This is a genomic window from Poseidonocella sp. HB161398 (assembly GCF_005870025.1).
Lineage (GTDB): Bacteria > Pseudomonadota > Alphaproteobacteria > Rhodobacterales > Rhodobacteraceae > Mangrovicoccus.
In genome coordinates, this window is the sequence record NZ_VATA01000080.1 from 1 (window position 1) to 22,733 (window position 22,733).

The 22,733-nt window shown below is 70.5% G+C and carries 20 protein-coding genes; 13 read left to right on the plus strand and 7 right to left on the minus strand.

The features are described 5' to 3' along the window. Window positions 1-96: 96 nt before the first annotated feature. The 4 genes from FGX59_RS37865 to FGX59_RS31920 all read left to right on the plus strand — a co-directional run bounded on the left by FGX59_RS37865 (window position 97) and on the right by FGX59_RS31920 (window position 5,125). Window positions 97-531, plus strand: a complete 435-nt coding sequence (locus FGX59_RS37865) for a hypothetical protein (protein WP_171060923.1) — start codon at window positions 97-99, stop codon at window positions 529-531. A gap of 70 nt (window positions 532-601) precedes the next feature. Beyond that, a complete protein-coding gene (locus tag FGX59_RS31910) occupies window positions 602-1,777 on the plus strand; it encodes an efflux RND transporter periplasmic adaptor subunit (RefSeq protein ID WP_138472016.1) in 1,176 nt (391 codons plus the stop codon). Window positions 1,778-1,792: 15 nt separating this feature from the next. Beyond that, window positions 1,793-3,730 (plus strand): MacB family efflux pump subunit, encoded by a 1,938-nt coding sequence (locus tag FGX59_RS31915; RefSeq protein ID WP_138472018.1) that lies wholly within the window; start codon window positions 1,793-1,795, stop codon window positions 3,728-3,730. A gap of 51 nt (window positions 3,731-3,781) precedes the next feature. Further along, window positions 3,782-5,125 (plus strand): efflux transporter outer membrane subunit, encoded by a 1,344-nt coding sequence (locus FGX59_RS31920; protein WP_138472020.1) that lies wholly within the window; start codon window positions 3,782-3,784, stop codon window positions 5,123-5,125. Between the two features lie 45 nt (window positions 5,126-5,170). On the opposite strand, the gene FGX59_RS31925 is transcribed toward FGX59_RS31920, so the two are convergent. Continuing rightward, the gene (locus FGX59_RS31925; RefSeq protein WP_138472022.1) at window positions 5,171-6,103 is read right to left on the minus strand and encodes a LysR substrate-binding domain-containing protein; all 933 of its coding nucleotides are present in this window, start codon (window positions 6,101-6,103) and stop codon (window positions 5,171-5,173) included. Window positions 6,104-6,192: 89 nt separating this feature from the next. On the opposite strand from FGX59_RS31925, the gene FGX59_RS31930 reads away from it, so the two are divergent. Beyond that, window positions 6,193-6,660, plus strand: coding sequence for a RidA family protein (locus FGX59_RS31930; RefSeq protein WP_138472024.1), 468 nt, complete (start codon window positions 6,193-6,195; stop codon window positions 6,658-6,660). Then, window positions 6,657-7,856, plus strand: coding sequence for an aminotransferase class V-fold PLP-dependent enzyme (locus FGX59_RS31935; protein ID WP_138472027.1), 1,200 nt, complete (start codon window positions 6,657-6,659; stop codon window positions 7,854-7,856). Before FGX59_RS31930 ends, FGX59_RS31935 begins: the two co-directional genes overlap by 4 nt. 11 nt (window positions 7,857-7,867) lie before the next feature. On the opposite strand, the gene FGX59_RS31940 is transcribed toward FGX59_RS31935, so the two are convergent. Beyond that, window positions 7,868-8,896, minus strand: a complete 1,029-nt coding sequence (locus tag FGX59_RS31940; RefSeq protein WP_138472029.1) for a LacI family DNA-binding transcriptional regulator — start codon at window positions 8,894-8,896, stop codon at window positions 7,868-7,870. 191 nt (window positions 8,897-9,087) lie between these two features. On the opposite strand from FGX59_RS31940, the gene FGX59_RS31945 reads away from it, so the two are divergent. The 6 genes from FGX59_RS31945 (at window position 9,088) to FGX59_RS31970 (ending at window position 14,989) form a co-directional block, all read left to right on the plus strand. Continuing rightward, window positions 9,088-10,119, plus strand: a complete 1,032-nt coding sequence (locus FGX59_RS31945) for a sugar ABC transporter substrate-binding protein (protein ID WP_138472030.1) — start codon at window positions 9,088-9,090, stop codon at window positions 10,117-10,119. A gap of 105 nt (window positions 10,120-10,224) precedes the next feature. Then, window positions 10,225-11,181, plus strand: a complete 957-nt coding sequence (locus FGX59_RS31950) for an ABC transporter permease (protein WP_138472032.1) — start codon at window positions 10,225-10,227, stop codon at window positions 11,179-11,181. 15 nt (window positions 11,182-11,196) lie between these two features. After that, window positions 11,197-11,967, plus strand: a complete 771-nt coding sequence (locus FGX59_RS31955) for an ATP-binding cassette domain-containing protein (RefSeq protein WP_138472034.1) — start codon at window positions 11,197-11,199, stop codon at window positions 11,965-11,967. Continuing rightward, window positions 11,967-13,001, plus strand: a complete 1,035-nt coding sequence (locus FGX59_RS31960; protein WP_240722817.1) for an ABC transporter permease — start codon at window positions 11,967-11,969, stop codon at window positions 12,999-13,001. Before FGX59_RS31955 ends, FGX59_RS31960 begins: the two co-directional genes overlap by 1 nt. 12 nt (window positions 13,002-13,013) lie before the next feature. Then, window positions 13,014-14,018, plus strand: coding sequence for a Gfo/Idh/MocA family oxidoreductase (locus FGX59_RS31965; protein ID WP_138472036.1), 1,005 nt, complete (start codon window positions 13,014-13,016; stop codon window positions 14,016-14,018). An 11-nt stretch (window positions 14,019-14,029) separates the two neighbouring features. After that, a complete protein-coding gene (locus FGX59_RS31970; RefSeq protein ID WP_138472038.1) occupies window positions 14,030-14,989 on the plus strand; it encodes a sugar phosphate isomerase/epimerase in 960 nt (319 codons plus the stop codon). 33 nt (window positions 14,990-15,022) lie between these two features. On the opposite strand, the gene FGX59_RS31975 is transcribed toward FGX59_RS31970, so the two are convergent. The 5 genes from FGX59_RS31975 to FGX59_RS31995 all read right to left on the minus strand — a co-directional run bounded on the left by FGX59_RS31975 (window position 15,023) and on the right by FGX59_RS31995 (window position 21,268). Then, on the minus strand, window positions 15,023-16,615 hold the full coding sequence (locus FGX59_RS31975; protein ID WP_138472040.1) for an ABC transporter ATP-binding protein: 1,593 nt from the start codon (window positions 16,613-16,615) through the stop codon (window positions 15,023-15,025). A gap of 1 nt (window position 16,616) precedes the next feature. Beyond that, window positions 16,617-17,450 carry an ABC transporter permease gene (locus FGX59_RS31980; protein WP_171060926.1) on the minus strand — a complete coding sequence of 278 codons (834 nt, stop codon included), beginning with the start codon at window positions 17,448-17,450 and terminating at the stop codon, window positions 16,617-16,619. Then, entirely contained in the window at window positions 17,437-18,414 is a 978-nt protein-coding gene (locus FGX59_RS31985) for an ABC transporter permease (RefSeq protein ID WP_138472044.1), read from the minus strand. The genes FGX59_RS31980 and FGX59_RS31985 overlap by 14 nt, the downstream gene beginning before the upstream one ends. Before the next feature lie 102 nt (window positions 18,415-18,516). Continuing rightward, a complete protein-coding gene (locus FGX59_RS31990; RefSeq protein WP_138472046.1) occupies window positions 18,517-19,584 on the minus strand; it encodes a zinc-binding dehydrogenase in 1,068 nt (355 codons plus the stop codon). Window positions 19,585-19,702: 118 nt separating this feature from the next. Next, window positions 19,703-21,268: an ABC transporter substrate-binding protein gene (locus FGX59_RS31995; RefSeq protein WP_171060924.1), complete on the minus strand. Its 1,566-nt coding sequence runs from the start codon at window positions 21,266-21,268 to the stop codon at window positions 19,703-19,705. A gap of 230 nt (window positions 21,269-21,498) precedes the next feature. Here FGX59_RS31995 and FGX59_RS32000 point away from each other — a divergent pair, with 230 nt between their 5' ends. Beyond that, window positions 21,499-22,644, plus strand: coding sequence for a CaiB/BaiF CoA-transferase family protein (locus FGX59_RS32000; protein WP_255471658.1), 1,146 nt, complete (start codon window positions 21,499-21,501; stop codon window positions 22,642-22,644). Window positions 22,645-22,733 lie beyond the last annotated feature (89 nt).

Sequence of the window (22,733 nt, forward strand, 5' to 3'; positions counted from 1 at the left end):
CCGCGACGTCCTGGCAAAGAGATGCGACGGGGCGGCCACCGCCCTGCGTTGAGACCAGAGCGATCGCAGCATCGCAAGACAGGCAAAGGACATAGCATGATCCGCCGCTTCCCCCTCCTGGCCGCCGCTTCGACGGCCCTCCTCCTCGCCCTCGCCCCGGTGGCAAACGCACAGCAGCAGAAACAGACCTGCACCCAGGGACAGCAGGGATGCGTCCAGACCCAGGGCGGCCAGAAGGCCCAGCCCCAGGCCAAGCCCGCCCAGGCCCAGGCCCAGTCCCCGTCGCAGGGCAAGAGCCAGCAGCATGCGCAGGCCCAGCCCCAGGCTGGCAAGAGCGCGGCCAAGGCCGGCCCGAAAGTCGGCGACAGCGCGCGCAACGGCAAGGCGGTGCCGCAGGCCGGCCATCCCAAGCTGAAATCGCCGCCGAAAGGCCAGGAATACCGCGAACTTGACGGCCGTGTGGTGCTCGTCGACAGCAAGACGCTGAACGTGCTTACCATCGTCGGCCTGGCCAGCGCGCTGTTGAACTGAGCCGGAGACGGCCGGAAGTCCGGGCAGGGGGCGGCGTCCTCCTGCCCGGGCCCGTGAAAGGATAGCCCCGATGAAGACCTCCAAGCTCCTCCTGGCCGCGGCGCTCTTTGCCGCGCTGGCCGGGGCCGCCGCCTGGCAGTTCCGCGCCGAAGGACCGGCGGAGGCGCCGCCGCAGCTTGCCCGCGTCGCGCGCGGGACGGTGTCGCAGACGGTGCTCGCCTCGGGGATGCTGGAAGCCAGCCAGCTCGTCAGCGTCGGCGCCCGGGTCTCGGGCCAGGTGGAGACCCTGGCCGTGGCGCTTGGCGATACCGTCGAGGAAGGCGCGCTGATCGCCCGGATCGACAGCCAGGACCAGGAGAACGAGGTGCTGCAGGCCGAGGCCTCGCTGGCCAATATCGCCGCGCAGATCGCCTCGACGCGGGCCTCGCTCGACCGGGCGGAGGAGTCGCTGGCGCGGCTCGAGAAGCTGCGCGCGACGGATTACGCCACCGACGAGGACATCGAGAGCGCGACCGCCGATGTGCGGGTCTACGAGGCCGAGCTCGACGCGCTCGAGGCGCAGAAATCCAGTGCCGAGGTAACGGTCTCGACCGCGCGGGTGGCGCTCGAGCGGACGCGGATCACCTCGCCGATCGCGGGCACGGTGGTGGCGGTGGTGGTCAAGCAGGGCCAGACCGTCAATGCCGCGCAATCCGCGCCGACCATCGTCAAGATCGCCGACCTGTCGACCATGGTGGTCAAGGCCGAGGTCTCGGAGGCCGACGTGATGAAGGTCGGCCCGGGCCAGGCGGCGCGCTTCACGACGCTCGGCGCGCCCGAGGCGCCCTTCGAGGCGACGGTGCAGGAGATCGAGCCCGCCCCCGAGGAGATCGCCGACAGCGACACGATCGATAGCGACAGCGCGATCTACTACAACGCGCTCCTGGCGGTGGATAATGCCGACGGGCGGCTGCGCATCGGCATGACCGCCGAGGTCTCGATCGTGCTGGGCAGCGCCGAGGATGTGCTGACCGTTCCGGCCGCGGCGCTGTCCGAGGGGCCGGACGGGCAGATGGTGCAGGTCTTCGATCCCGCCGCCGGCCGCGCCCGGCCGCGCCGGGTGACGGTCGGGCTCGACGACAAGGTGACCGCCGAGATCCGCGACGGGCTGGAAGAGGGCGAGATGGTCGTGACCGGCAGCCAGCTGGCGGCGCCCGCGGCCGCGAGCCAGAGCGGCGGCCGGATGCGCCCGCCGCCGATGTTCTGAGCCGGAGCGACCCAGATGCAGGAACCGCTGATCTCGGTGCGGGACGTCTCCCGCAGCTTCGAGGCCGGGCGCGAGACCGTCCGCGTCCTCCACGGCGTCGATCTCGACATCTTTCCCGGCGAGCTGGTGGCGATCATCGGCAGCTCGGGCTCGGGCAAGACCACGCTGATGAACATCCTGGGCTGCCTCGACCGGCCCTCGGGCGGGCGCTACCTGTTCCGCGGCCAGGATGTCGGCGCGCTCGGGGCCGAGGCGCAGGCCCGGCTGCGGCGCGAGCATTTCGGCTTCATCTTCCAGCGCTACCAGCTGCTCGGCGATCTCGACGCGGTCGGAAATGTCGAGGTGCCCGCGATCTATGCCGGCGAGCCGCGCGAGGCGCGGCGGTCGCGCGCGCGGGACCTGCTGGCGCGGCTCGGGCTCGGCACGCGGCTCGACCACCGGCCCTCCGAGCTTTCGGGCGGGCAGCAGCAGCGGGTCTCGGTGGCGCGGGCGCTGATGAATGGCGGCGAGGTGATCCTGGCCGACGAGCCCACCGGCGCGCTCGACACCAAGAGCGGCGAGGAGCTGATGGCGCTGCTCCTGGAGCTGAACCGGCAGGGCCACACGATCATCATGGTGACCCATGACCCGAAGGTCGCCGCCCATGCCCATCGCACGATCGAGATCAGCGACGGCCGGATCACCGCCGATAGCGGCCCGGCCGCCGGGCCTGCCGCCGCCGCCGCGCCGGAGCCGCGCCGCCGCGCCGCGCTGGCCGGGCTAATGCGGATGGGCGAGGCTGCGCGGATGGCGCTCGGGGCGATGATCGCCCACCGGATGCGCAGTTTCCTGACCATGCTGGGGATCATCATCGGCATCGCTTCGGTGGTGCTGGTCGTTGCGCTTGGCGCGGGAAGCCAGGAGAAGGTGCTGGAGAACATCTCCTCGCTCGGCACCAACACCATCACCGTGCGCGCGGGCGCGGGCTTCGGCGCCCGCCATGCCGCGCGGATCCAGACGCTGGTGGCCTCCGACGCCAAGGCGATCGCCGCCGAGGACTATGCGCTCGGCGTCTCGCCCGCGGTCTCGGCAAGCGCCACCGGCAGCCGCGGCAGCACCGAGGCGACGGTCTCGATCAGCGGCGTGAACAACGACTTCTTCCGCCTGCGCTCCTACGAGACCGTCTCGGGCAGCCTGTTCGATGCCTCGGACATCACCGGGCTCAGCCAGGCGGCGGTGATCGACGAGGACACCGCCGAAACCTTCTTCGGCGACGGCGCCAGCCCGGTCGGCCAGACCCTGCGGCTGGGCAATGTGCCGGTGCGCATCATCGGCGTGGTGCGCGCCTCGGGCGCCAGCTTCGGCCCCGAGTCGCTCAATGTCTGGCTGCCCTACACCACCGTCATGGGCCGGGTCTCGGGGCAGCGCTATCTCGACAGCATCACCGTGCAGGTCGCCGACGGCTATGACATGGCCCGCGCGCAGGAGGCGATCACCGCGCTCCTGCTGCAGCGCCACGGCACCCAGGACTTCTTCCTGCAGAACAGCGACACGATCCGCGAGACGCTGACCTCGACCACCCGCACCATGACGCTGCTGATCGCGGCGATCGCGGTGATCTCGCTGGTGGTGGGCGGCATCGGCGTGATGAACATCATGCTGGTCTCGGTGACCGAGCGCACGCGCGAGATCGGCGTGCGCATCGCCATCGGCGCGCGGCGCTCCGACATCGTCGCGCAGTTCCTGATCGAGGCGGTGCTGGTCTGCCTCGTCGGCGGGCTCCTCGGCATCGCGCTGGCTTTCGGCGGCGGCTACGCGGCCGCGGCGCTGGCCTCGGATCTGCGGCTGAGCTTCTCGATGCTCTCGGTCGCCGCCGCCTTCCTCTCCTCCACCGCGATCGGCATCACCTTCGGCTACCTGCCCGCCCGCTCCGCCGCCCGGCTCGACCCGGTGGCCGCGCTGAGCCGGGACTGACCGGTGCGCCCCGCGATCCTCCTCCTTCCCTGCGTCCGACCGGAGTCCGCCATGAGATCCTCCCTGATCTGCCTCGCCCTTCTCGCCGCCGGCTGCGCGCCCGTCGGGCCGGACTATGTCCGCCCCGAGGTCGCCCTGCCCGCGGGCTATGCCGAGGGCGGCAGCAGTCCGATCGGCGAGGTGGCGGCGCGCAAGTGGTGGGAATCCTACGACGACGCGATGCTCGACCAGCTCGTGGCCCGCGGGCTGAAGCAGAATCTCGACATCGCCGGCGCGCTGGAGCGGATCCGCGCCTCCGAGGCGGCGCTGCGCGCGACCGGCGGGGCGGCGGCGGTCTCGGGCGATGCGGGGGGCTCCTATACCCGCTCGGGCGGCGACGGGCTTGCCGTCAGCGACACCGGCAGCGGCTCGCTCTCGGCGAGCCTCGCGCTCGATCTCTTCGGCGGCATCCGGCGCGGCGCGCAGTCGGCGGCGGCCGATCTGGCAGCGGCGAAGGCCGACGAGGGCACGGTGCGGCTGGCCTATCTCTCGGCGCTGGCCGGCGCCTATATCGACGCGCGCTACTACCAGGAGTCGCTGGCGCTGACCCGGCAGGACATCGCGCTGCGCCGCGAGACGCTGGCGATGACGCGGGCCAAGGTCGACGCGGGCTCGGCGACGCGCTACGACCAGATCCAGGCGGAGGCCTCGCTGAACGGCGCCGAGGCCGAGCTTCCCGGGCTGGAATCGAGCTTCCTGACGCAGATCTACGCCATCGCCACGCTGCTCGGCGAGCCGTCCGAGCCGCTGATCCGGCAGATGGAGCCCGGCGCGGCGCAGCCCCGGGCACGCGGCGGGCTCTCGGCGGGCGTCCCCGCCGAGCTTCTGCGCAACCGCCCCGATGTGCGCGCGGCCGAGCAGGCGCTGGTCGCCGCCACCGCCGATATCGGCGTCGCCGAGGCCGAGCTCCTGCCCTCGATCACGCTCTCGGGCTCGGTGGTCGACTCCTCGGGCACCAGCTGGAGCTTCGGCCCGTCGCTCTCGCTGCCGGTGCTGTCGCAGCCGCGGCTGCGGGCCAATCGCGACCAGGCGATCTCGCAGGCGAAGCAGGCCGAGCTCGACTGGCGCGCCGCCATTCTCGGCGCGGTCGAGGACGTGCAGGCCGCCGAAAGCAAATGGCTGCGCCTGCGCCGGGAGGCCGCGCTGCGCGAGACCTCGGTCGCCTCCTACACGGAGGCCGCGGCGATGTCGCGCCGCGCCTACGAGCTGGGCTCGCTCGAGCTCGGCGACCTGATCGACGACGAGCAGACGCTGGCCAATGCCCGGCTCAGCCTGGCGGGCTCGGTGCGCAACCTGGCGGTGGAATGGGCGACGGGGCAGGTGGCGCTCGGCGCCGGCGCCTATCCCGCGGACTGATCCGGGCGCCGTCCCGCGCCGGACCCGATCCGGCGCCTCCCCGGCTCAGCCGCGCTGCCCTGCGGTCTCCGCGAGGATCCAGTCGGCGAAAGCCGCCGCCGCCGGGTGGCGCGCGCCGCTTCCGGGCAGGATCAGCCAATGCGCCGCCTCCTCCGTCGAGACCGCCCCGGCAAGGCAGGGCCGCACCCGCCCCGCCGCGATCTGCTCGCCGATCAGCCGCATCCGCGCCATGCCGATCCCCTGGCCCGAGGCCATCGCCTCGAGCACCAGATTGTAGTCCTTCAGCTGGAAGAACCGCCCCTCCGCGAGGTCGAGCCCCTGGGCCTCGAACCAGATCCGCCAGTCGCGGCTGCCGCGGCTGTCGAGCAGCGGATGCGCGAGCACGTCGCGCGGCTCCCGGATCGCGGGCCCGGCATAGCCCGGCGCCGCCGCCGGGCAGAGCGCCTCGGCGAAGAGGAGCCGCACCCCGCGCCCTTCGGGCCGCGCGCCATAGCGGATCGCCAGATCGGCCTCGCCCTCGTCGATCCCGGCCAGATCCAGCGTCGGATCGAGCTGCACCTCCGCTCCGCCGGGCGCGTCGCGGAAGCGGCCCAGCCGGGCGATTAGCCAGTTGGCGGCGAAGGAGGGCAGCAGGCTGACCCGCAGCGGCCCCGCCGTCTCCGGCCGCCGGATCTCCGCCGCGGCCGCCTCGATCAGCGCAAAGCCCCGCTCCGCCGCCTCGAGAAGCCGCGCGCCGTCTGCGGTCAGCGAGACAGACTTCGCATGGCGGTGGAAGAGCGGCCGGCCGAGCATCTCCTCGAGCTTGCGGATATGGTGGCTGACCGTGCTCTGCGAGATCAGCAGCTCCTCGCCCGCCTTGCCGAAGCCGCCGCGGCGCGCGACCGCGAGGAAGGCGCGCAGCGAGTCGAGCGGGGGCAGGGTCGGGGAGGATCGCAGGGCCGGTCTCCGGGCGGATGTGTCTGGCCGCCAGCATGCCATTCACCAGATAGATTGCAACTCCGCCAGTTTGAATTGGCGCCGCTGCACCGGGGCGCCTATCCCGGAGGCGCATCACCAGGGAGCGTGCCATGTCGATCGCCGAAAAACTCGCCGGGCTCGGCCACCGCCTGCCGGAGGCGCCCGCGCCCGCGGCCAATTACGTCGCCTATCAGCGGATGGGCGGGCTCCTGGTCATTTCGGGCCAGGTCAGCCGGCTGCCCTCTGGCGAGATGCTGGCCGGCACGGTCGGCGGCAGCGCCACCGCGGAAGAGGGCCGGGCGGCCGCCGAGGTCTCCGCGCTCAACGTCCTCGCGCAGATCGCCGCGGCGACCGGGGGCGAGATCGCGGCCGTCGCCCAGGTCGTCCGGCTCGGCGTCTTCGTCGCCTCCGCGCCGGATTTCACCCGCCAGCCCTTCGTCGCCGACGCCGCCTCGGATCTGATCGCCGCGGTCTTCGGCCCGGCCGGGCGCCATGCCCGCGCGGCGGTCGGCGTCGCCGCGCTGCCCGGCGGCGCCTGCGTCGAGATCGAAGCCACGGTCGCGCTGGTGCAGCCATGACCGCGCCGCTCGACATCGCCGCCCTGCGCGCCGCGACGCCCGCCTGCGCAAAACTCGTCCATTTCAACCAGGCGGGCGCCGGCCTGCCGCCCGCCTCCGTGCTCGAGGCGATGGCCCGTCAGATGGAGCGCGAGGCGGCAGAGGGCCCGATGGAGGCCGCGGCGGAGGGCGCGGCGGCGCGGGAGCGGGCGCGGAGCCTGGCGGCGGGGCTGCTCGGCTGTTCGGCGGCGGAGATCGCAATCGCCCCGGGCGGCGGCGCGGCCTGGGGAATGGCGGTCGCCTCGCTGCCGCCCTTCGCCGCGGGCGACCGGATCCTGGTCTCGCGACAGGAATGGGGCGGCAACCTGGCGACGCTGCAGCTGCTGGCCGCGCGTTGCGGGGCACAGATCGCGCAGATCCCGGCAGGCGAGGACGGCCGCGCCGATCTGGAGGCGCTGGCCGCGCAGATCGACGGCCGGGTGCGGCTGATCTGCCTGACCTGGCTGCCCTGCAATGGCGGGCTGATCGACGACGCGGCGGGGATCGGCCGGATCGCCCGCGCCGCCGGGGTCCCTTTCCTCGTCGATGCGGCCCAGGCGCTGGGGCAGCTGCCGGTCGATGTCGGCGAGATCGGCTGCGACATGCTGGCCGGGACCGCGCGCAAGCACCTGCGCGGGCCGCGCGGCACGGCGCTGCTCTATCTGCGGCAGGGCTTTGCCGCCGGGCTCGTCCCGCCCTGGGCCGATACCGGATCGGCGCCGATCGCCGGGGGCGTGGCCGTGCCGCGCGAGGATGCCCGGCGCTTCGAGGGCGCCGAGGTCTCTGCCGTGCTGATGGCCGGGCTGGCCGCGGCGCTGGAACTGGCGACGGAGCTCGGGACGGCGCGCATCCGGGCGCGGGTCGCCGGCATGGCGGGGCTCTTGCGGGCGCGGCTCGGCGCGCTGCCGGGGATCGCGCTTCTCGACCGGGGCGGGCCGGAGCTGTCGGGGCTCGTGGCCTTCCGCGCCGGGGCCCTGCCGCCCGCGGCGCTGCGCGACCGGCTGGCGGCGCGCGGCATCGCCATCGGCGCGAACGGCCCGGCCTATACCCCGCTCGACATGGCGGCGCGCGGGCTCGACGGGGTGGCCCGCGCCACCGTCTCCTATCTCACCACCGAAGCGGAGATCGACGCGCTCTGCGCCGCGCTGGCGGAGATCCTTGGCGGGCGGAACGGCTGACTCCGCCGCGGTCACAAGCCGCAATTGTAGCGCGTGTGCAGCAGGATCGGGGTGAAGGGCGGCTCGGTCCGCAGCCCCTGGTGCCAGTCGCGGATCCAGCCCGCGGCACTGGCCACCTCGGCGGCGACGTCATGCGAGATGACATAGTCCATCACCTTCTCCTCCAGCAGGATGCGGGAGTTGCGGGTCAGCTCGTGGCCGACGAACATCGTCTCCTCGGCGCGGCCGATATCCTTCAGCGCGCGGGCGACGCCGCGATTGGCGCCGGCGACATTGTAGATCGCCGCGGGCGGCCCGGCGGTGTCGATATACTGGCGGACATGGGCCCAGGAATTGTCCGGATCGTCGTCGACGATGACCCGCTCCTCGATCCTGAGATAGGGGAAGTCGTTGCGCAGAGCCCGGCGGAAGCCCATCTCGCGCTCCTGCTGGCAGCGGAAGGGCTCGCTCATGACCAGCAGGATCCGCTGCCCCTCGCGCTTTTCCAGCGCGCTGCCGATCAGCAGACCGGCGACGGAGCCCGCGGCGTACTGGTCATTGCCGATATAGGCGCTGCGGCGCGACGAGGGCAGGTCGCTGGTCAGGCAGACCACCGGCACGCCGCAGCTTTCCAGCTTGCGGATGGCGCGGTTGATCGCCGGATGCTCGCGGGCGATGACGATGGCGCCCTGCGCCGCGGCGCCATGCTCGGCGATCTCGCGGGCCAGCGCCATCGGGTCGGTCTGGCTTGTGCGCTCGTAATGGTCGCGGATGAAGATGCCCGGCAGCCGGCCATTGGCGGCAGCGACCGCGGCCTGCATCGCGGCGTTGAAGCTCTCGCCGGAATCGCAGAACAGCCGCAGCTCCAACCTGGCGGCCGGGGCCCCGGCCTCGTCGCGGAGCTTCTCGAGCGCGGCGAGCACCCGCTGGCGGGTCTTCGCGCGGACGCCCTCGCGGTTGTTTAGCACCCGGTCGACCGTGGCGGGGCCGACCCCCGCGACATCGGCAATGGCCTGGATGGTCGGCGTCTTCCAGCCCGGGCGGGCATTCTCGCTGGTCATGGCAGGCTCCCGGAATTGATGGCCTACCCATCATCCACTGATCAGACACGCCGTCAATTGCTGCGAAAGGCGCCATTTCTCGCGGCTGCAGCACAAATTGATGGGAAGCACATCAGGAATTCCGGCTCAACCCTCTTTCCGACCGGCCTCCATTCTGCAACGATAATTGCACGACCTTGGAGGAGGAAACAATGAAAATTGCAAAACCGCTGGCGGCGGCAGCCGTCCTGGCGACCACGGCGCTGTCCGGCAGCCTGGCCGCGGCGCAGGAAAGCGATGACAGCTACCGTTTCGTGATGGTGTCGCATATCGGCTCGAACGACCCGAACATGGCCTGGCTGACGCTGTCGATGGACGAGTTCACCAAGCGCTATCCGAACGTCCAGACCGAGTACATCTCCACCAACCAGTATTCCATCCAGGAGCTCGTGCGGCTGCTGGAACAGGCGATCGCCACGCGGCCCGACGGGATCGCGGTGCCGATCGTCTCTTCCGACGCGCTGGAGGGCCCGCTGCGCAAGGCCATCGAGTCCGGCATCCCGGTCGTCGCCTTCAACATCGCCGATCCGCGGCCGAAGGACGAGCGCATCCCCTATCTGACCTATGTCGGCGGCGACGAGTACCTGACCGGGCAGGAGCTGGGCAAATACGCGCTGGAACAGGCCGAGGCGGGCGAGATCCCGATGCCCGAACGCGTCGTCTGCGCCAGCCATGACAGCGCCCACCAGGGGCTGAAGGCGCGCTGCGCCGGCATGAAGGAGGTCATGGAGGCGGCGGGCGCCGAGTTCGAGGAGCTGTTCATCGGCGCGGAACCGGCAACGGCGCGCAACACGATGCAGTCCTACCTGCAGGCCAATCCCGACACCAACTACATCTTCACCGTCGCGCCCTGGTCGGCGCCCTGGGCCTGGGGCGTGGCCAATGACATGGGGCTCGACCCCGATGTCGACGACAAGGGGATGACGATCATCACCGTCGACGCCTCTCCGGCCGCGCTCGAAGGGATCAAGGCGGGCCATGTGCTGGCCTCCTCGAGCCAGGGCTTCTGGCTGCAGGGCTATGCGCCGATGGAGTGGCTCTACTGGTACCACGAGCTGGGCTACACCCCCCAGTCCGACATCCTCACCGGCCCGACGGTCATCACCGCCGACGCGATCGACCACTGGGAGACCATGGTCCGCAAGGTCTTCGGCGATGTCTATGACGAGCAGAACACCTGGTAAGGCTCCCGCCAGAGCGGCCCGCCCTGCGCGGGGCGCCCTGAACCGGACCGTCCCGGCCTCTTCCCCCGGGGCGGTCTGCCCTTACCGCCAAAGCCAGGACCTGCTATGAAACATCTCGTCAAGGGCCAGGGGTTCGGCGCCGTGATCGGCGTCGTCCTGATGCTGGCCGTCTTCTCGCTGATCGACGCCTCGGGCTGGTGGACCGCCCAGACCATGTCGAACGTGATCCACTACACCGCCATCCTCGGCATCCTCGCCATGGGCCAGGCGCTGGTCATCATGACGAAGGAGATCGACCTGTCGGTCGGCTCGGTCTACGGGCTGGCGGGCATCGCCTTCATCATGCTGCAGCCCGCGCTCGGCGTCGCGGGGGCCATCCTCGCCGCGCTCATGATCGCCGCCGCCATCGGGGTGCTGCAGGGCTATGCCGTGGTCCGCGGCGGGCTGCCCTCGATGATCGTCACGCTGGGCGGGCTCTTCACCGTGCGCGGCATCATCTATGTCTGGACCGGCGGCTCGGTGAAGGCCTTCCCCGAAGAGGCGCGCAACGCCTTTGTCACCCGGCTCTTCGGCGGCGAGATCCTCGGCCTGGAGGCCGCGGTCTTCTGGATGCTGGCCGTGGCCGCGATGCTGAACCTGGTGCTCTGGGCGACGCGCTTCGGCAACCACGTTCTGGCCACGGGCGGCAGCGCGGAAAGCGCCGACAGCCGCGGCGTGCTGACCGGGCGGGTGAAGATCGTCACCTTCATGCTCTGCTCAGTGCTGGCGGGCTTCGCCGGGATCCTGACGCTGGCCGACCAGCCGCAGACCCATGTCACCATCGGCGACCTGATGGAGCTGGAGGCGATCTCGGCCGCGGTGATCGGCGGCTGCCTGCTGTCGGGCGGGCGCGGCTCGCTGACCGGCGCGGTGCTCGGCGCCTTCATCATCACCAGCTTCCGCTACGAGCTGATCGCCCTCGGCGCGCCGAGCTCGTGGTTCATCACCTTCGTGGGTGTCGTCCTGATCGTGGCCGTCATCTTCAACCAGAAACTCGCCCGCATGGCCGGGCACAGCGTCTGAGGGAGGAAGGACGCCATGGCACATCCCCTGATTTCGGTGAAGAACCTGGACCTCTATTTCGGCGCCTTCCACGCGCTGAAGGACGTCTCGGTCGATTTCGACGCGGGCGAGCTGGTCGGGCTCGTCGGCGACAACGGCGCGGGCAAGACCACGCTGATCCGCGTGCTCTGCGGCATCCACAAGCCGACCAAGGGCGAGGTCTGGTTCGACGGCGCCCGGGTGAAGGAGTTCCACCCCAAGCTCGCCATCGACAACGGCATCGAGACGATCCAGCAGTCGGTGGGGCTCTGCGACAACCTCTCGATCGCGCGGAACTTCTATCTCGGCCGCGAGCCGGTGAAGAAGATCCTCGGCATCCCGTTCCTCGACTTCGCCAAGATGCGCGGCGAGAGCCGCAAGGTGATCCGCGAATTCGGCCTGCGCGACAATGTCAGCGCCGATGACGAGGTGGAGCGCCTCTCGGGCGGCGAGCGGCAGTCGGTCAAGATCGGCCGCGCGGTGGAGTTCATGAACCGCGTCGTCATCATGGACGAGCCGACCAACCACCTCTCCGTGCGCGAGCGCGAGCATGTCAACGAGCTGGCCGTCCAGCTGAAGGAGCAGGGGCTGCTGGTGATCTACATCACCCATGACATCTTCCAGGTCCACAAGCTCGCCGACCGGATCGTCATCATGGAGAACGGCGAGAAGGTCGCCGATGCCAAGACCACCGACATGACCGCCGAGGAGCTGGAGGAGGTGATCCGCCAGGGCGGCCGCAAGGTCGAGAAGCGGGGGGCCGCGTAATGGTCGCCGCAGCCGCCGCGGGCGCCAAGCCGCGCCGCGAACCGCCGAAAGGGAGGGCGATGTCCGTCGAGGGCTTCAAGAAGACCGTCAGCCGCCATGCCGAGATCGGCATCTTCCTGATCGCCGCCCTGCTGATCCTCGTCTTCTCGGCGACCTCGGACGGCCGCTGGGCCAATGCCTACAACATAGGGACGATCCTGCAGGTCACCGCGACGCTCGGGCTGATGTCGCTCGGCGTGGCGCTGGTGATCGGCACCGGGGAAATCGACATCTCCGTCGGCTCGACCTTCGGCATGGGGGCGCTGACCTACCTGGCGCTGGTGCAGCAGATCGACCCGCCGCTGGCCGCGCTGGCCTCGGTCGCCGTCGGCGCCGCCATCGGCGCCTTCAACGGGCTTCTGGTGACGCGGACGGGGACGCCGTCGCTGATCATCACGCTGGGCAGCCTGATGATCTTCCGCGGCATCGCTATCGCGCTGACCGACGGGTTCAGCTTCTCCGTGCCCTACAAGATGCGCTCGGGCGTCATGTACACGGCCTTCGGCGGCGACAGCGTCGGCATGTTCAATACCGGCGTCTTCTGGCTGGCGGCGGCGCTGGTCGTGCTGACCGCGATGCTGAAGCTGATGCCCTTCGGCAACCGGCTGCTGGCGGTCGGAGGCTCCGCGGCCTCGGCCCATTCCCGCGGCGTCCGCGTCGACCGGGTGAAGCTCCGCGCCTTCATCCTCTGCGGCGCGCTCGCCGCATTGGGCGGCACGCTCGAGGCCGGCAAGCTCGGCTTTGCCGACGGCTCCATGGGCCGGCTGATGGAGCTGCAGGCGATCGCCTCCTGCGTGCTCGGCGGCTGCCTTCTGGCGGGCGGGCGGATCTCGCTGGCCGGCGCCGTCATGGGGGCCTTCGTGCTCAGCTCCATCCAGTCCTACCTCGTGGTGATGGGCGTGCGCCCGCAATGGTTCATGCTGCTCCTCGGGCTGATCGTCGTCCTTGCCGCCCTCGGCGACCGCAAGCTGCGCGCCTGGGCCCTCAAACGCTAGAAAGACCCCGACATGACACTCAGACTTGCCATCATCGGCGCCGGGATCATGGGCGCCGACCATGCCAGGATCGTCGCCGAAGAGCTGCCGGGCGCCGCGCTGCAGGTGATCTGCGACGCCTCCGCGGAGCGCGCGAAGGCCGTGGCGGAGGCGCATGGCGCCGCGGACATGGCCACGGATCCGGAGGCGGTGATCGCGCGGAAGGACGTGGACGCGGTGCTGATCGCCAGCCCCGACGAGACCCATGCGCCGCTGAGCCTCGCCTGCATCGCCGCCGGCAAGCCGGTGCTCTGCGAGAAGCCGCTCTCGTCCTCGCCCGCCGCCTGCGTCGAGGTGATGGAGGCGGAGATGGCGGCCGGGCGGCGGCTGGTGCAGCTCGGCTTCATGCGCCGCTTCGATCCCTCCTATGCCGAGATGAGGGCCGCGCGCGGCCCGGGCGGCATCGGCCGGGCGCTGATGATGCACAATTTCCACCGCAACGTGGACAGCCCCGGCAGCTGGTTCACCGGGCCGATGGCGATCACCAACTCGGCCTCGCACGAATTCGACGTGATCCGCTTCGTCCTCGGCACCGATTATGTCTCGGTCTCGGCTTTCCAGCCGGAGCGCTCGGACGACATGGTGGCGCCGGTCGTCATGGTGCTGGAGACCGCGGACGGGCAGCTCGCCACGATCGAGATCAACAACAACGCCGCCTATGGCTACGACGTGCGCGGCGAGCTGGTCGGCGAGGCGGGCAGCGTGATGATGAGCGCGCCGGTCTACGCGACCTACAACAGCCAGCTGGCCCATGCCGAACGCTATGCCGCCGACTGGCGCCGCCGCTATGCCGAGGCCTACCGGCTGCAGAACCGCGCCTTCCTCGATTTCGCCGCGACCGGCCGGCCCTCGGAGATCGCCGCCAGCGCCTGGGACGGCTATGCCGCCGCGGTCGCGGGCGAGGCCGGGGTGGCGGCGCTGCGCTCCGGGCAGCGCGCCGCCGTCGCGATGATGGCGAAACCCGACTTCTATTCCTGAAGGAACATCGCATGAAACTAGGCTTCGTCACCGACAGCCTCGGCAGCCTCGGCTTCTCCGAGGTGCTGGAGCACGCGCAGCGCCTGGGCGTCTCGGGGCTCGAGATCAATACCGGCGGCTGGTCGACCGCGCCGCATCTCGACCTGAAGGGCCTGCTGGGCTGCAAGGCAGCGCAGAAGGACGTCGCCCGGCAGATGGCGGATCGCGGGCTGGAGATCATCTCGCTCAATGCCAATGGCAACCCGCTGCACCCGACCCAGCCGCAGCAGGGGGCCTGCCTCGAGGACACGATCCGGCTGGCAGGCGAAATGGGGATCGGCAAGGTCTGCACCATGTCGGGCCTGCCCGCGGGCCGCGAGGGCGACCTGATGCCGAACTGGGTGGTGGCCTCCTGGCCGCCCGAGACGCAGGAGATCCTGCGCTACCAGTGGGAGGAGAAGCTGGTGCCCTACTGGACCCGGATCGCCGCGCTGGCGGCGGAGTGCGGCGTCGGCCAGATCGCGCTGGAGCTGCATGGCAGCCAGTGCGTCTACAACGTGCCGACGCTCCTGAGGCTGCGCGAGGCCGTCGGGCCGGTGATCGGCGCCAATCTCGATCCTTCGCATCTCTTCTGGATGGGGGCCGATCCGCTGGCCGCGGCAGAGGCGCTCGGCGGCGCGATCTACCATGTCCATGCCAAGGACACGTTCCTGAATGCGCCGGTGCAGGCGGTGGGCTCGCTGCTGGAGACCGGATCGCTGATGGACATCCCGGCGCGCAGCTGGAGCTATATCACGCTGGGCTTCGGCCATGGCGAGCAATGGTGGCGGCAGTTCTGCTACCGGCTGAAGATGGCGGGCTATGACGGCTGGCTGTCGATCGAGCACGAGGACGTGCTCCTGAACTCGCTCGAAGGGCTGGAGAAATCCGTGGCGCTGCTGCAGGGGGTAATGCCGGTGGCGGCGGCGGATTTCGCGCCGCAGGCGATCTGAGCTCCCGCCCCGGGGCCGGGACGGGAGGGAAGGTCAGGCCGGCACGGCCGGGCCGGTCTCTCGCACCACCGGCGCGGCGCTGACCAGCCGCTGCGTATAGGGGTGGCGCGGCGCGTCGATGATCTCGCCCGCCGGGCCCTCCTCGACGATCTCGCCCTTGTACATCACCGCGACGCGATGCGCGAAGCTGCGCGCCAGCCAGATGTCATGGGTGATGAAGAGGATGGCGAGCTGCCGCTGGGCCTGCAGCTCGCGCAGCAGCGCCACGACCCGGTCGCGGATAGAGACATCGGCGCCCGAGAGCGGCTCGTCGGCGACCAGCACCTCCGCCCCCGTGGCCAGCGCCCGGGCAATCGCCAGGCGCTGCCGCTGGCCGCCCGACATCTCGTGCGCGTAGCGGTGGAGGAAGGCGGCGCCCGGGCTCAGATGCACCTGCTCCAGCACCTCGATGGCGCGTGCCTCGCGTTCGGCCTGGGGCACGCCCGCCACGGCCAGCGCCTGGCCGAGGATGCCGAGGACCGGACGGCGCGGGTTGAACGCCTCGGAGCTGTCCTGGAAGACCGGGTACATCGCCGTGCGGGCGCGGCGCAGCGCGTCGGGGGACATCGCCAGCAGGTCGCGCCCCATCAGCTCCAGCCGGCCGGCATCGGGGCGCACCAGCGACAGCGCCACCTTGGCCAGCGTCGACTTGCCCGAGCCGCTTTCGCCGACCAGCGCCAGGGTCTCGCCCCGGCGCAGCTCGATGCCGCTGCCGCGCAGCACCTCGACCGCGTGGGGACCCTTGCCATAGCTCTTGCGGATGCCCTCGAGCTTCAGCACCGGCGGCTCGGCCGGGTCCGCCGCCAGCCCGGCCGGGGCGTTGCGCGCCGAGCCCGCCGCGATCAGGCTGCGGGTGTAGTCATGCTCGGCATGGGCGAAGACCTGCGCCACCGGACCGGCCTCGATCACCTTGCCGCGATACATCACATGCACCTCGTCGCACATGGTCGAGACCACGCCCAGGTCGTGGCTGATCAGCAGGAGCGCCATGCCGGTCTCGGCGCGCAGCTTCGAGATCAGTGCCAGGATCTCGGCCTGGGTGGTGACATCGAGCGCGGTGGTCGGTTCGTCGGCGATCAAGAGCCGCGCGCCGCAGGCCAGCGCCATGGCGATCATCACCCGCTGGCGCATGCCGCCCGACAGCTCGTGCGGAAAGGCCGCGGCGATGCCGGGCTTCAGCTGCACCTGGGCGAGCAGTTCGTCCACCCGGTCCGGGGCGGCGGCGGGCTCGTGCACCGCCAGCACCTCGGCGATCTGGCGGCCGACGCGCATCAGCGGGTCGAGATAGCTCAGCGGATCCTGGAACACCATCGCCACCTCGCGGCCGCGCAGGCTGCGCCGCCGGGCCGCGTCGCAGTCCTGCCCGTCGAAGGCGAAGCGGCCCTCGACCTGCGGCCGCCCGGCGGCGGGCAGAAGGTCGAGGATGGTGCGCGCCAGCGTCGACTTGCCCGAGCCGCTTTCGCCGACGACGGCCACCGCCGCCCCCGGCGCGATCGACAGCGACACGCCGTTGACCGCCCGCACCGGGGCCGCGCCGCCGCCGAAGCTGACCGACAGGTTCGAGATCGAGAGAAGGGGCGTGGCCATGTCAGTGCTCCGAGCGCGGGTTGAAGACTTCGGCCAGCTTGTCGCCCGCCAGGTTGAAGGCCAGCACGGTGACGAAGATCGCCACGCCGGGGAAGACCGAGAGCCACCAGGCCTGGTAGAAGAACCGCTGGCCGGAATTCAGCATCTTGCCCCAGCTGGCGACATCCGGGCTGCCGAGGCCGAAGAAGGCCAGCCCGGCCTCCAGCAGGATCGCCTGGCCGACGATCAGCGTGCCCAGCGTGATGACCGGGGCGATGGCATTCGGCACGACCTCGCGCCAAAGCACCTCCCAGGGGCGCATGCCCAGGCACTGCGCCGCCGCCACGTAGTCGAGCGAGCGGATGCGCAGCACCTCGCCGCGCATCATCCGCGCGGTCTGCGGCCAGGAGAGCAGCGCGATCACCAGCACGATCTTGCCCATGCCCGGCCCCCAGAGCGCGACGATCACCGCCGCCAGCACGAAGGAGGGCATCACCTGGAAGATCTCGGTGATCCGCATGACGAAATTGTCCAGCCCGCGCCCGCCGAAGCCCGAGACGGCGCCGATCAGAGCGCCGGCCACCGTGGCGGAGACCGCCGCGGCCAGCCCGACGAACAGCGAGGTGCGGCTGCCGAGGATCATCTGCACGAGAACCGAGCGGCCGAGCTCGTCGGTACCGAGCCAGTCCTGCGCCGAGGGCCCGGCCAGCCGGTCGGCGGACATTTCCAGCGCCTGGCCGCCATAGATCAGCGGGCCGATCGCGGCGCAGAGCAGCAGCAGGATGACGATGCCGCCGCTGAACAGCGCCAGCGGCGAGGAGAGGAGCTTCCGCAGGCGGCGGTCAGGCCCGGACATAGCTGTCGCGGACGCGCGGATCGATGACTGCATAGAGGATATCCGTGAGAAGGTTGGCAAGGACGGTCACCAGCGCGACCGCGAGGAAGATGCCCTGCAGCACCGGGTAGTCGCGCGAGGCGATCGAGGACATGAAGAGCTCGCCGATCCCGGGCCAGCCGAAGACGGCCTCCACCATGATCGTGCCGGTCAGCAGGTTGGTCAGGTTGTGGCCGATGACGGTGACCACGGGGATCAGCGCATTCGGCAGGACATGGCCGAAGAGGATCGTCCGGCGCGGCAGCCCGGTGGCCGAGGCGGTGGTCACGTAGTCGCCCAGCATCGCCTCCTTGAAGCTCACCCGCGCCACGCGGGCGACGATGGCCATGTTGAAGGCGGTGGCGATCAGCCCGGGCATCAGCCAGTGCTCCACCAGGTCGACGAAGGCCGGCCAGCCCGGCTCGACGCCGCGCAGCGAGTGCATGCCCTGCGCGGGCAGCAGCTTGAAATGCACGGCCAGCAGCAGGATCAGCACCTGGCCCGACCAGAAGATCGGGATCGACTTGCCGCCGAGGCTGAGCGCGGTGATCGTGACATCGATCCAGCGCACCTTCTGCACCGCGGCCAGCATGCCGAGAAGGACGCCGAGCACCGAGGACAGCACCAGCACCGGCACCATCAGGATCAGCGTGTTGACCGTGCGCTCGGCGATCAGGTCGATCACCGGCTGGCGGTTGAAGAAGGAATAGCCCAGCTCGCCCTGCGCCAGGTTGCGCAGGTAGAGGCCGAGCTGGGTCCAGACCGACTCGTCGAGCCCGAATTCCGCGCGCAGCCGCGCGACGTAGTCGGGCGGCGCCGGGAAGTCGCCGATCAGCGCCGTCACCGGGTCGCCGGGCACCAGGCGGGTGAGGAGGAAATTCGTCACCAGCACCGCCAGCACGACGGGGATGGCATAGCCGAGGCGCGAGAGGATGAATCTTGTCATGCGCAGGTCCGTTTCGGGAAAGGGGCGGTGCCGCATCCGCGCGGGCGGCGGCAGGGCTGGCGGGGCGCGCGGCCCGGGTTCCGGGACGCGCAGGGCGGGCCGTCAGAGCAGGAAGACGGCTTTGCCGGTCTTCTGCTGGCTGAAGAGCGAATAGGCGGTCGCGGCCTCCTCCAGCTGCCATTCATGGGTGAAGACGCTGTCGATATCGAGCCCGCGCTCGGCGATGAAGGCGGCGCAGTCGGCCTGCCCGGCCTTCGACATCGTCCAGGAGCCCATGACGGTCACCTGGCGGCGGATCAGGTCGTTGGTGACATCGAAGGTCACGTCCCGGCCCATGCCGACATAGGCGACCTTGCCCCAGGTCCGCACGCAGCGCGCCGCGTCCCGCCGCGCCACCGGCGAGGCCGAGGCGTCGAGCGCCAGATCGGTGCCGAGCCCGCCGGTCAGGTCGCGGATCGCCTGCACCGTGTCCTCGAGCTCCGCGGGGTTCAGCAGCTCGGCCGCGCCGAAGCCCTCGGCGGCCTTCAGGCGGCCGGCATTGGTGTCGAGCGCGATCACCCGCGCGCCCATCTGCGCCGCCAGCAGCGTCGCCGACAGCCCGACCGGCCCCTGGCCGAAGATCGCAATGCTCTGGCCCGGCTTCACCTCGAGCCGCTGGAGCGCGCCCCAGGCGGTGCCGGTGCCGCAGGAGATCGTCGCGCCCGCCTTAAAGGACAGCTCTTCGGGCAGCGGCACGATGGTATGGGCGGGCACCTTCATGTACTGCGCGTGGCCGCCATGCCGGGTGGCGCCGTAATTCTCCATCACGCCCGGCTCGCGGCAGAGCTGGGTCCAGCCGCCGTTGCAGTGCTCGCAATGGCCGCAGGCGTCGTAATGGTGCTGCATGGCGCGCAGGCCGACCGGGATCTTGCGGGTATCGACCCCGGCGCCGGTGGCGACCACCACGCCGCAGGGCTCGTGCCCGGCGATGACCGGGCCGCCCTGGTAGGAGGAGCCGATCTCGGCGGCGATCTTCATCCGCAGCCCCTCGGGCCCGCGGTACAGGTTGAGGTCGCTGCCGCACATGCCCGATGCCTTGATCTCCAGCACCACCTCGTCCGGTCCGGGCACGGGATCGGGGAACGTCATCAGTTCGGTGGTTTCGTTGCCGGTGAATACGATGCCCTTCATGGGGATCTCCTTGGAAGCGCCCGCGGAGCTGCGGGCCGGCCGGGACTGCTCCCGGCGGGGAATGGGCGGAGCGCCGCCCGTGCGGGCTCCGGCAGCCGCGGGGCCGCCGGAACCGGGATCATTCGGCGAAACGGGCGGCGCGGAAGGAGGGCAGGTAGTACTCCTCCTCGAGCCCCTGGAGCTTGGCGGAGACGCCGCTCTGGGCGATGCGCTCGTGCAGGGTCAGCACCGGCAGGTCGCGGCCGAGGATGCGCTGCGCCTCGGCATAGGCCCTGCCGCGGGTGGCGCGGTCGGTGGCGGTCTGGCCCTCTTCGAACAGCGCGTCGACCTCGGGGCTGGAATAGCCGGTCGGGTTGCCGAAATTCCGCCCCTCGGTCGCGCTGCTCCAGATCCGGGTCAGGCCGATCGCCGGGTCGCCGCCGGAATTGTAGGCCACCAGCGCCAAGTCGTAGTCGAAATTGGTGAAGACCGCCGGGATGACGCTGACCCGCTCGCCGGGCTCCAGCACCAGCTCGATGCCGACCTCGCGCAGCATCGCCTTCAGCGCCGTCGCCTCGAGCTGCGAGTCGCTTTCGGTGCTGAAGTACTTCACCGAGAGGGAGAAGCGGGTGCCGTCGGCGCCGCGCGCCTTGCCCGCCTCGTCGAGCAGCGCATTCGCCTTCTCGGGGTCATAGGGGTAGAGTGCGTCGAAATCGGTGTCCGCATCCGCGGCCCAGCCCATGCGGTTGGTGAAGGGCATGGTCGCCGCCGCACCGATGCCGTTGAAGGCCGTGGCCAGCAGCTGGCTGCGGTCGATCGCCATCATCATCGCCTGGCGCACCTTGGGGTCGGCGAGATCGGGATTGCGGGTATTGGCCAGCATGACGTCGATCGCCGGGACCGGCGAGGGGATCATCGTGAAGCCCGGATTGCCCTCGAGCATCATGTAGTCATTCGAGGGCAGCAGGGTGAAGTTGACGTAGTCGACCTCGCCCGCCATCAGCGCCTGGGTGCGCGAGGAGGCCTGCGGCAGCACCTGGCCGATCACCGCGTCGAGATAGGGCAGGCCCTCCTCCCAGTAGTCGGGGTTCTTCGCCAGCTTGACATACTGGCCGCGGCGCCATTCGTCGAACATGAAGGGGCCGGTGCCGACCGGCTCGGAGGTGGTCACCGGGTTCGTCGCCGGGTCGGTGCCCTCGTAGAGATGCTTCGGCAGGATCGCGGCGCCCTGGGTGCAGTTGAGCGTGCGCAGGAGCGGCCCGTAGGGCTTCGACAGGTGCAGCACGACCTCGTCCGGGGCGGGGGTGTCGATGCTTTCGATCGCCTTCGCGGCGCCGGAGAAGACCGAGCTGAACTTGCCGCTGATCTCCTCGTAGGTGTATTTCACGTCGGCCGAGGTGAAGGGCGTGCCGTCATGGAAGCGCGCGTCGCGGAGGTGGAAGGTGTAGGTCGTCCCGTCCTCGCTGATCTCCCAGCTCTCGGCCAGGCGGGGGACGATGTCGCCCTCGGGCGTGACGTCTACCAGCCCCTCGTAGACCTTGCAGGCGACCAGCCCGTCGGGGGTGCTGGTCGAGAGGTTGCGGTTCAGCCCGGACGGGTCGCTGCCCAGCACGAAGATCGCGGTTCCGCCCGTTCCCTGGGCCAGGGCCGCTCCGGCAAAGAGCGCCAGCGCCGTCCCGATCGCTGCCATCGGCATTGGTCGCATCGAGTCTACTCCTGTTGGATTTTTCTTCAATTTGTATTCAAAGACTAGATCCGCGGGGATCATGAGTCCACGATTCAAAATTTCTGTAGCCAAAAATCCGGGTTTTTGCCGGTGATGATTAAATTTTATACCAACTTCGGCAAAATGATGAAATCAAGGCGGAGAAGTTGTAGCCATATTGAATACAAAAACAGGAGATTCGGCCGGTGCAGGTTTTCAGCGGTATAAAGGTGCTCGACGTGACTCATGTTCTGGCCGGGCCTTTCGCGACGGTCCAGCTGGCAATGCAGGGCGCCGAGGTCATCAAGATCGAAGCGCCCGGAGATCCCGACCAGTCGCGTTTTGCCGGCGCCGATCCGGCGCTGAATGCCGAAGGGCTCGGCACCGCCTTCCAGACCCAGGGCGCGGGCAAGCGCTGCCTCTCGCTGGACCTCAAGACGGCAGCCGGGCGCGCCATCCTGCTGCAGCTCGCCGCCGGGGCGGATGTCTTCGTCGAGAACTTCCGTCCCGGGGCGCTGGCGGCGCTGGGGCTCGGCGCGGCGGATCTGCGGGCGCACAACCCGCGGCTGATCCATTGCGCGATCTCGGCCTTCGGGGCGGAAGGGCCGCGCGGGCCCGAGACGGGCTACGACCTGGTCGTGCAGGCGGCCTCGGGGCTGATGGCGATGAACGGCACGCCGAAGACCTCGCCCTTGCGGCTGGGCGTGCCGGCGGTGGATTACGCGACCGGGATGATGGCGGCCTATGCCATCGCCGCGGCGCTCTTCCGGCGCGAGCGGACCGGCGAGGGGGCGGAGATCGACCTGGCGATGGCGGATGTCGCGCCGCTCCTGATGGCCTCGGGGGTGACGGGCTACCTCAATGGCGGGGCGGAACCCAGGGCGACGGGCCATGCGCTGCCCGGGGTGGCGCAGGGCCTTTTCCGCGCCAAGGACGGGCCGGTGGCGATCGCGGCCAACAACCTGGCGCAGCAGCAAAGGCTCTTCGCGGCGTTCGGGCGGCCGGATCTGGTCCGTGCCACGCGCGAAGAGGCGGCGCGCCACCGCGATGCCGACCGGGCGGAGCTGGAGGCGATGGTGGCCGCGCGCAGCATTGCCGAGATCGCGCGGATCCTTCGCGCTGCGCGTGTGCCGGTCTCGCCGGTGCGCAGCGTCGCCGAGGCGCTGGCCGATCCCCAGCGCGCGGCCCGCGGAAGCTTCGCCCGGCCGGAAACCGGCGGTCCGGTGCTGCCGCTGACCGGGTTCCTGCTCGACGGCGCGCCCGCGCGCCATGCCTTCGCGCCGCGCCCGGCGGGCGCGGACACGGCCGCGATCCTGGGCGAGCTGGGCTATTCCGCGGAGGAGATCGCGCGGCTTTCCGAAGCGGGGGCGATCTAGGCTCAGGACCCATTGATTTGGTTGGGCGCTCGTGATTCACCGCTCGAAAACGAGCGGTGACCATGTCTGATCTTTTCTGGTTGAGCGAT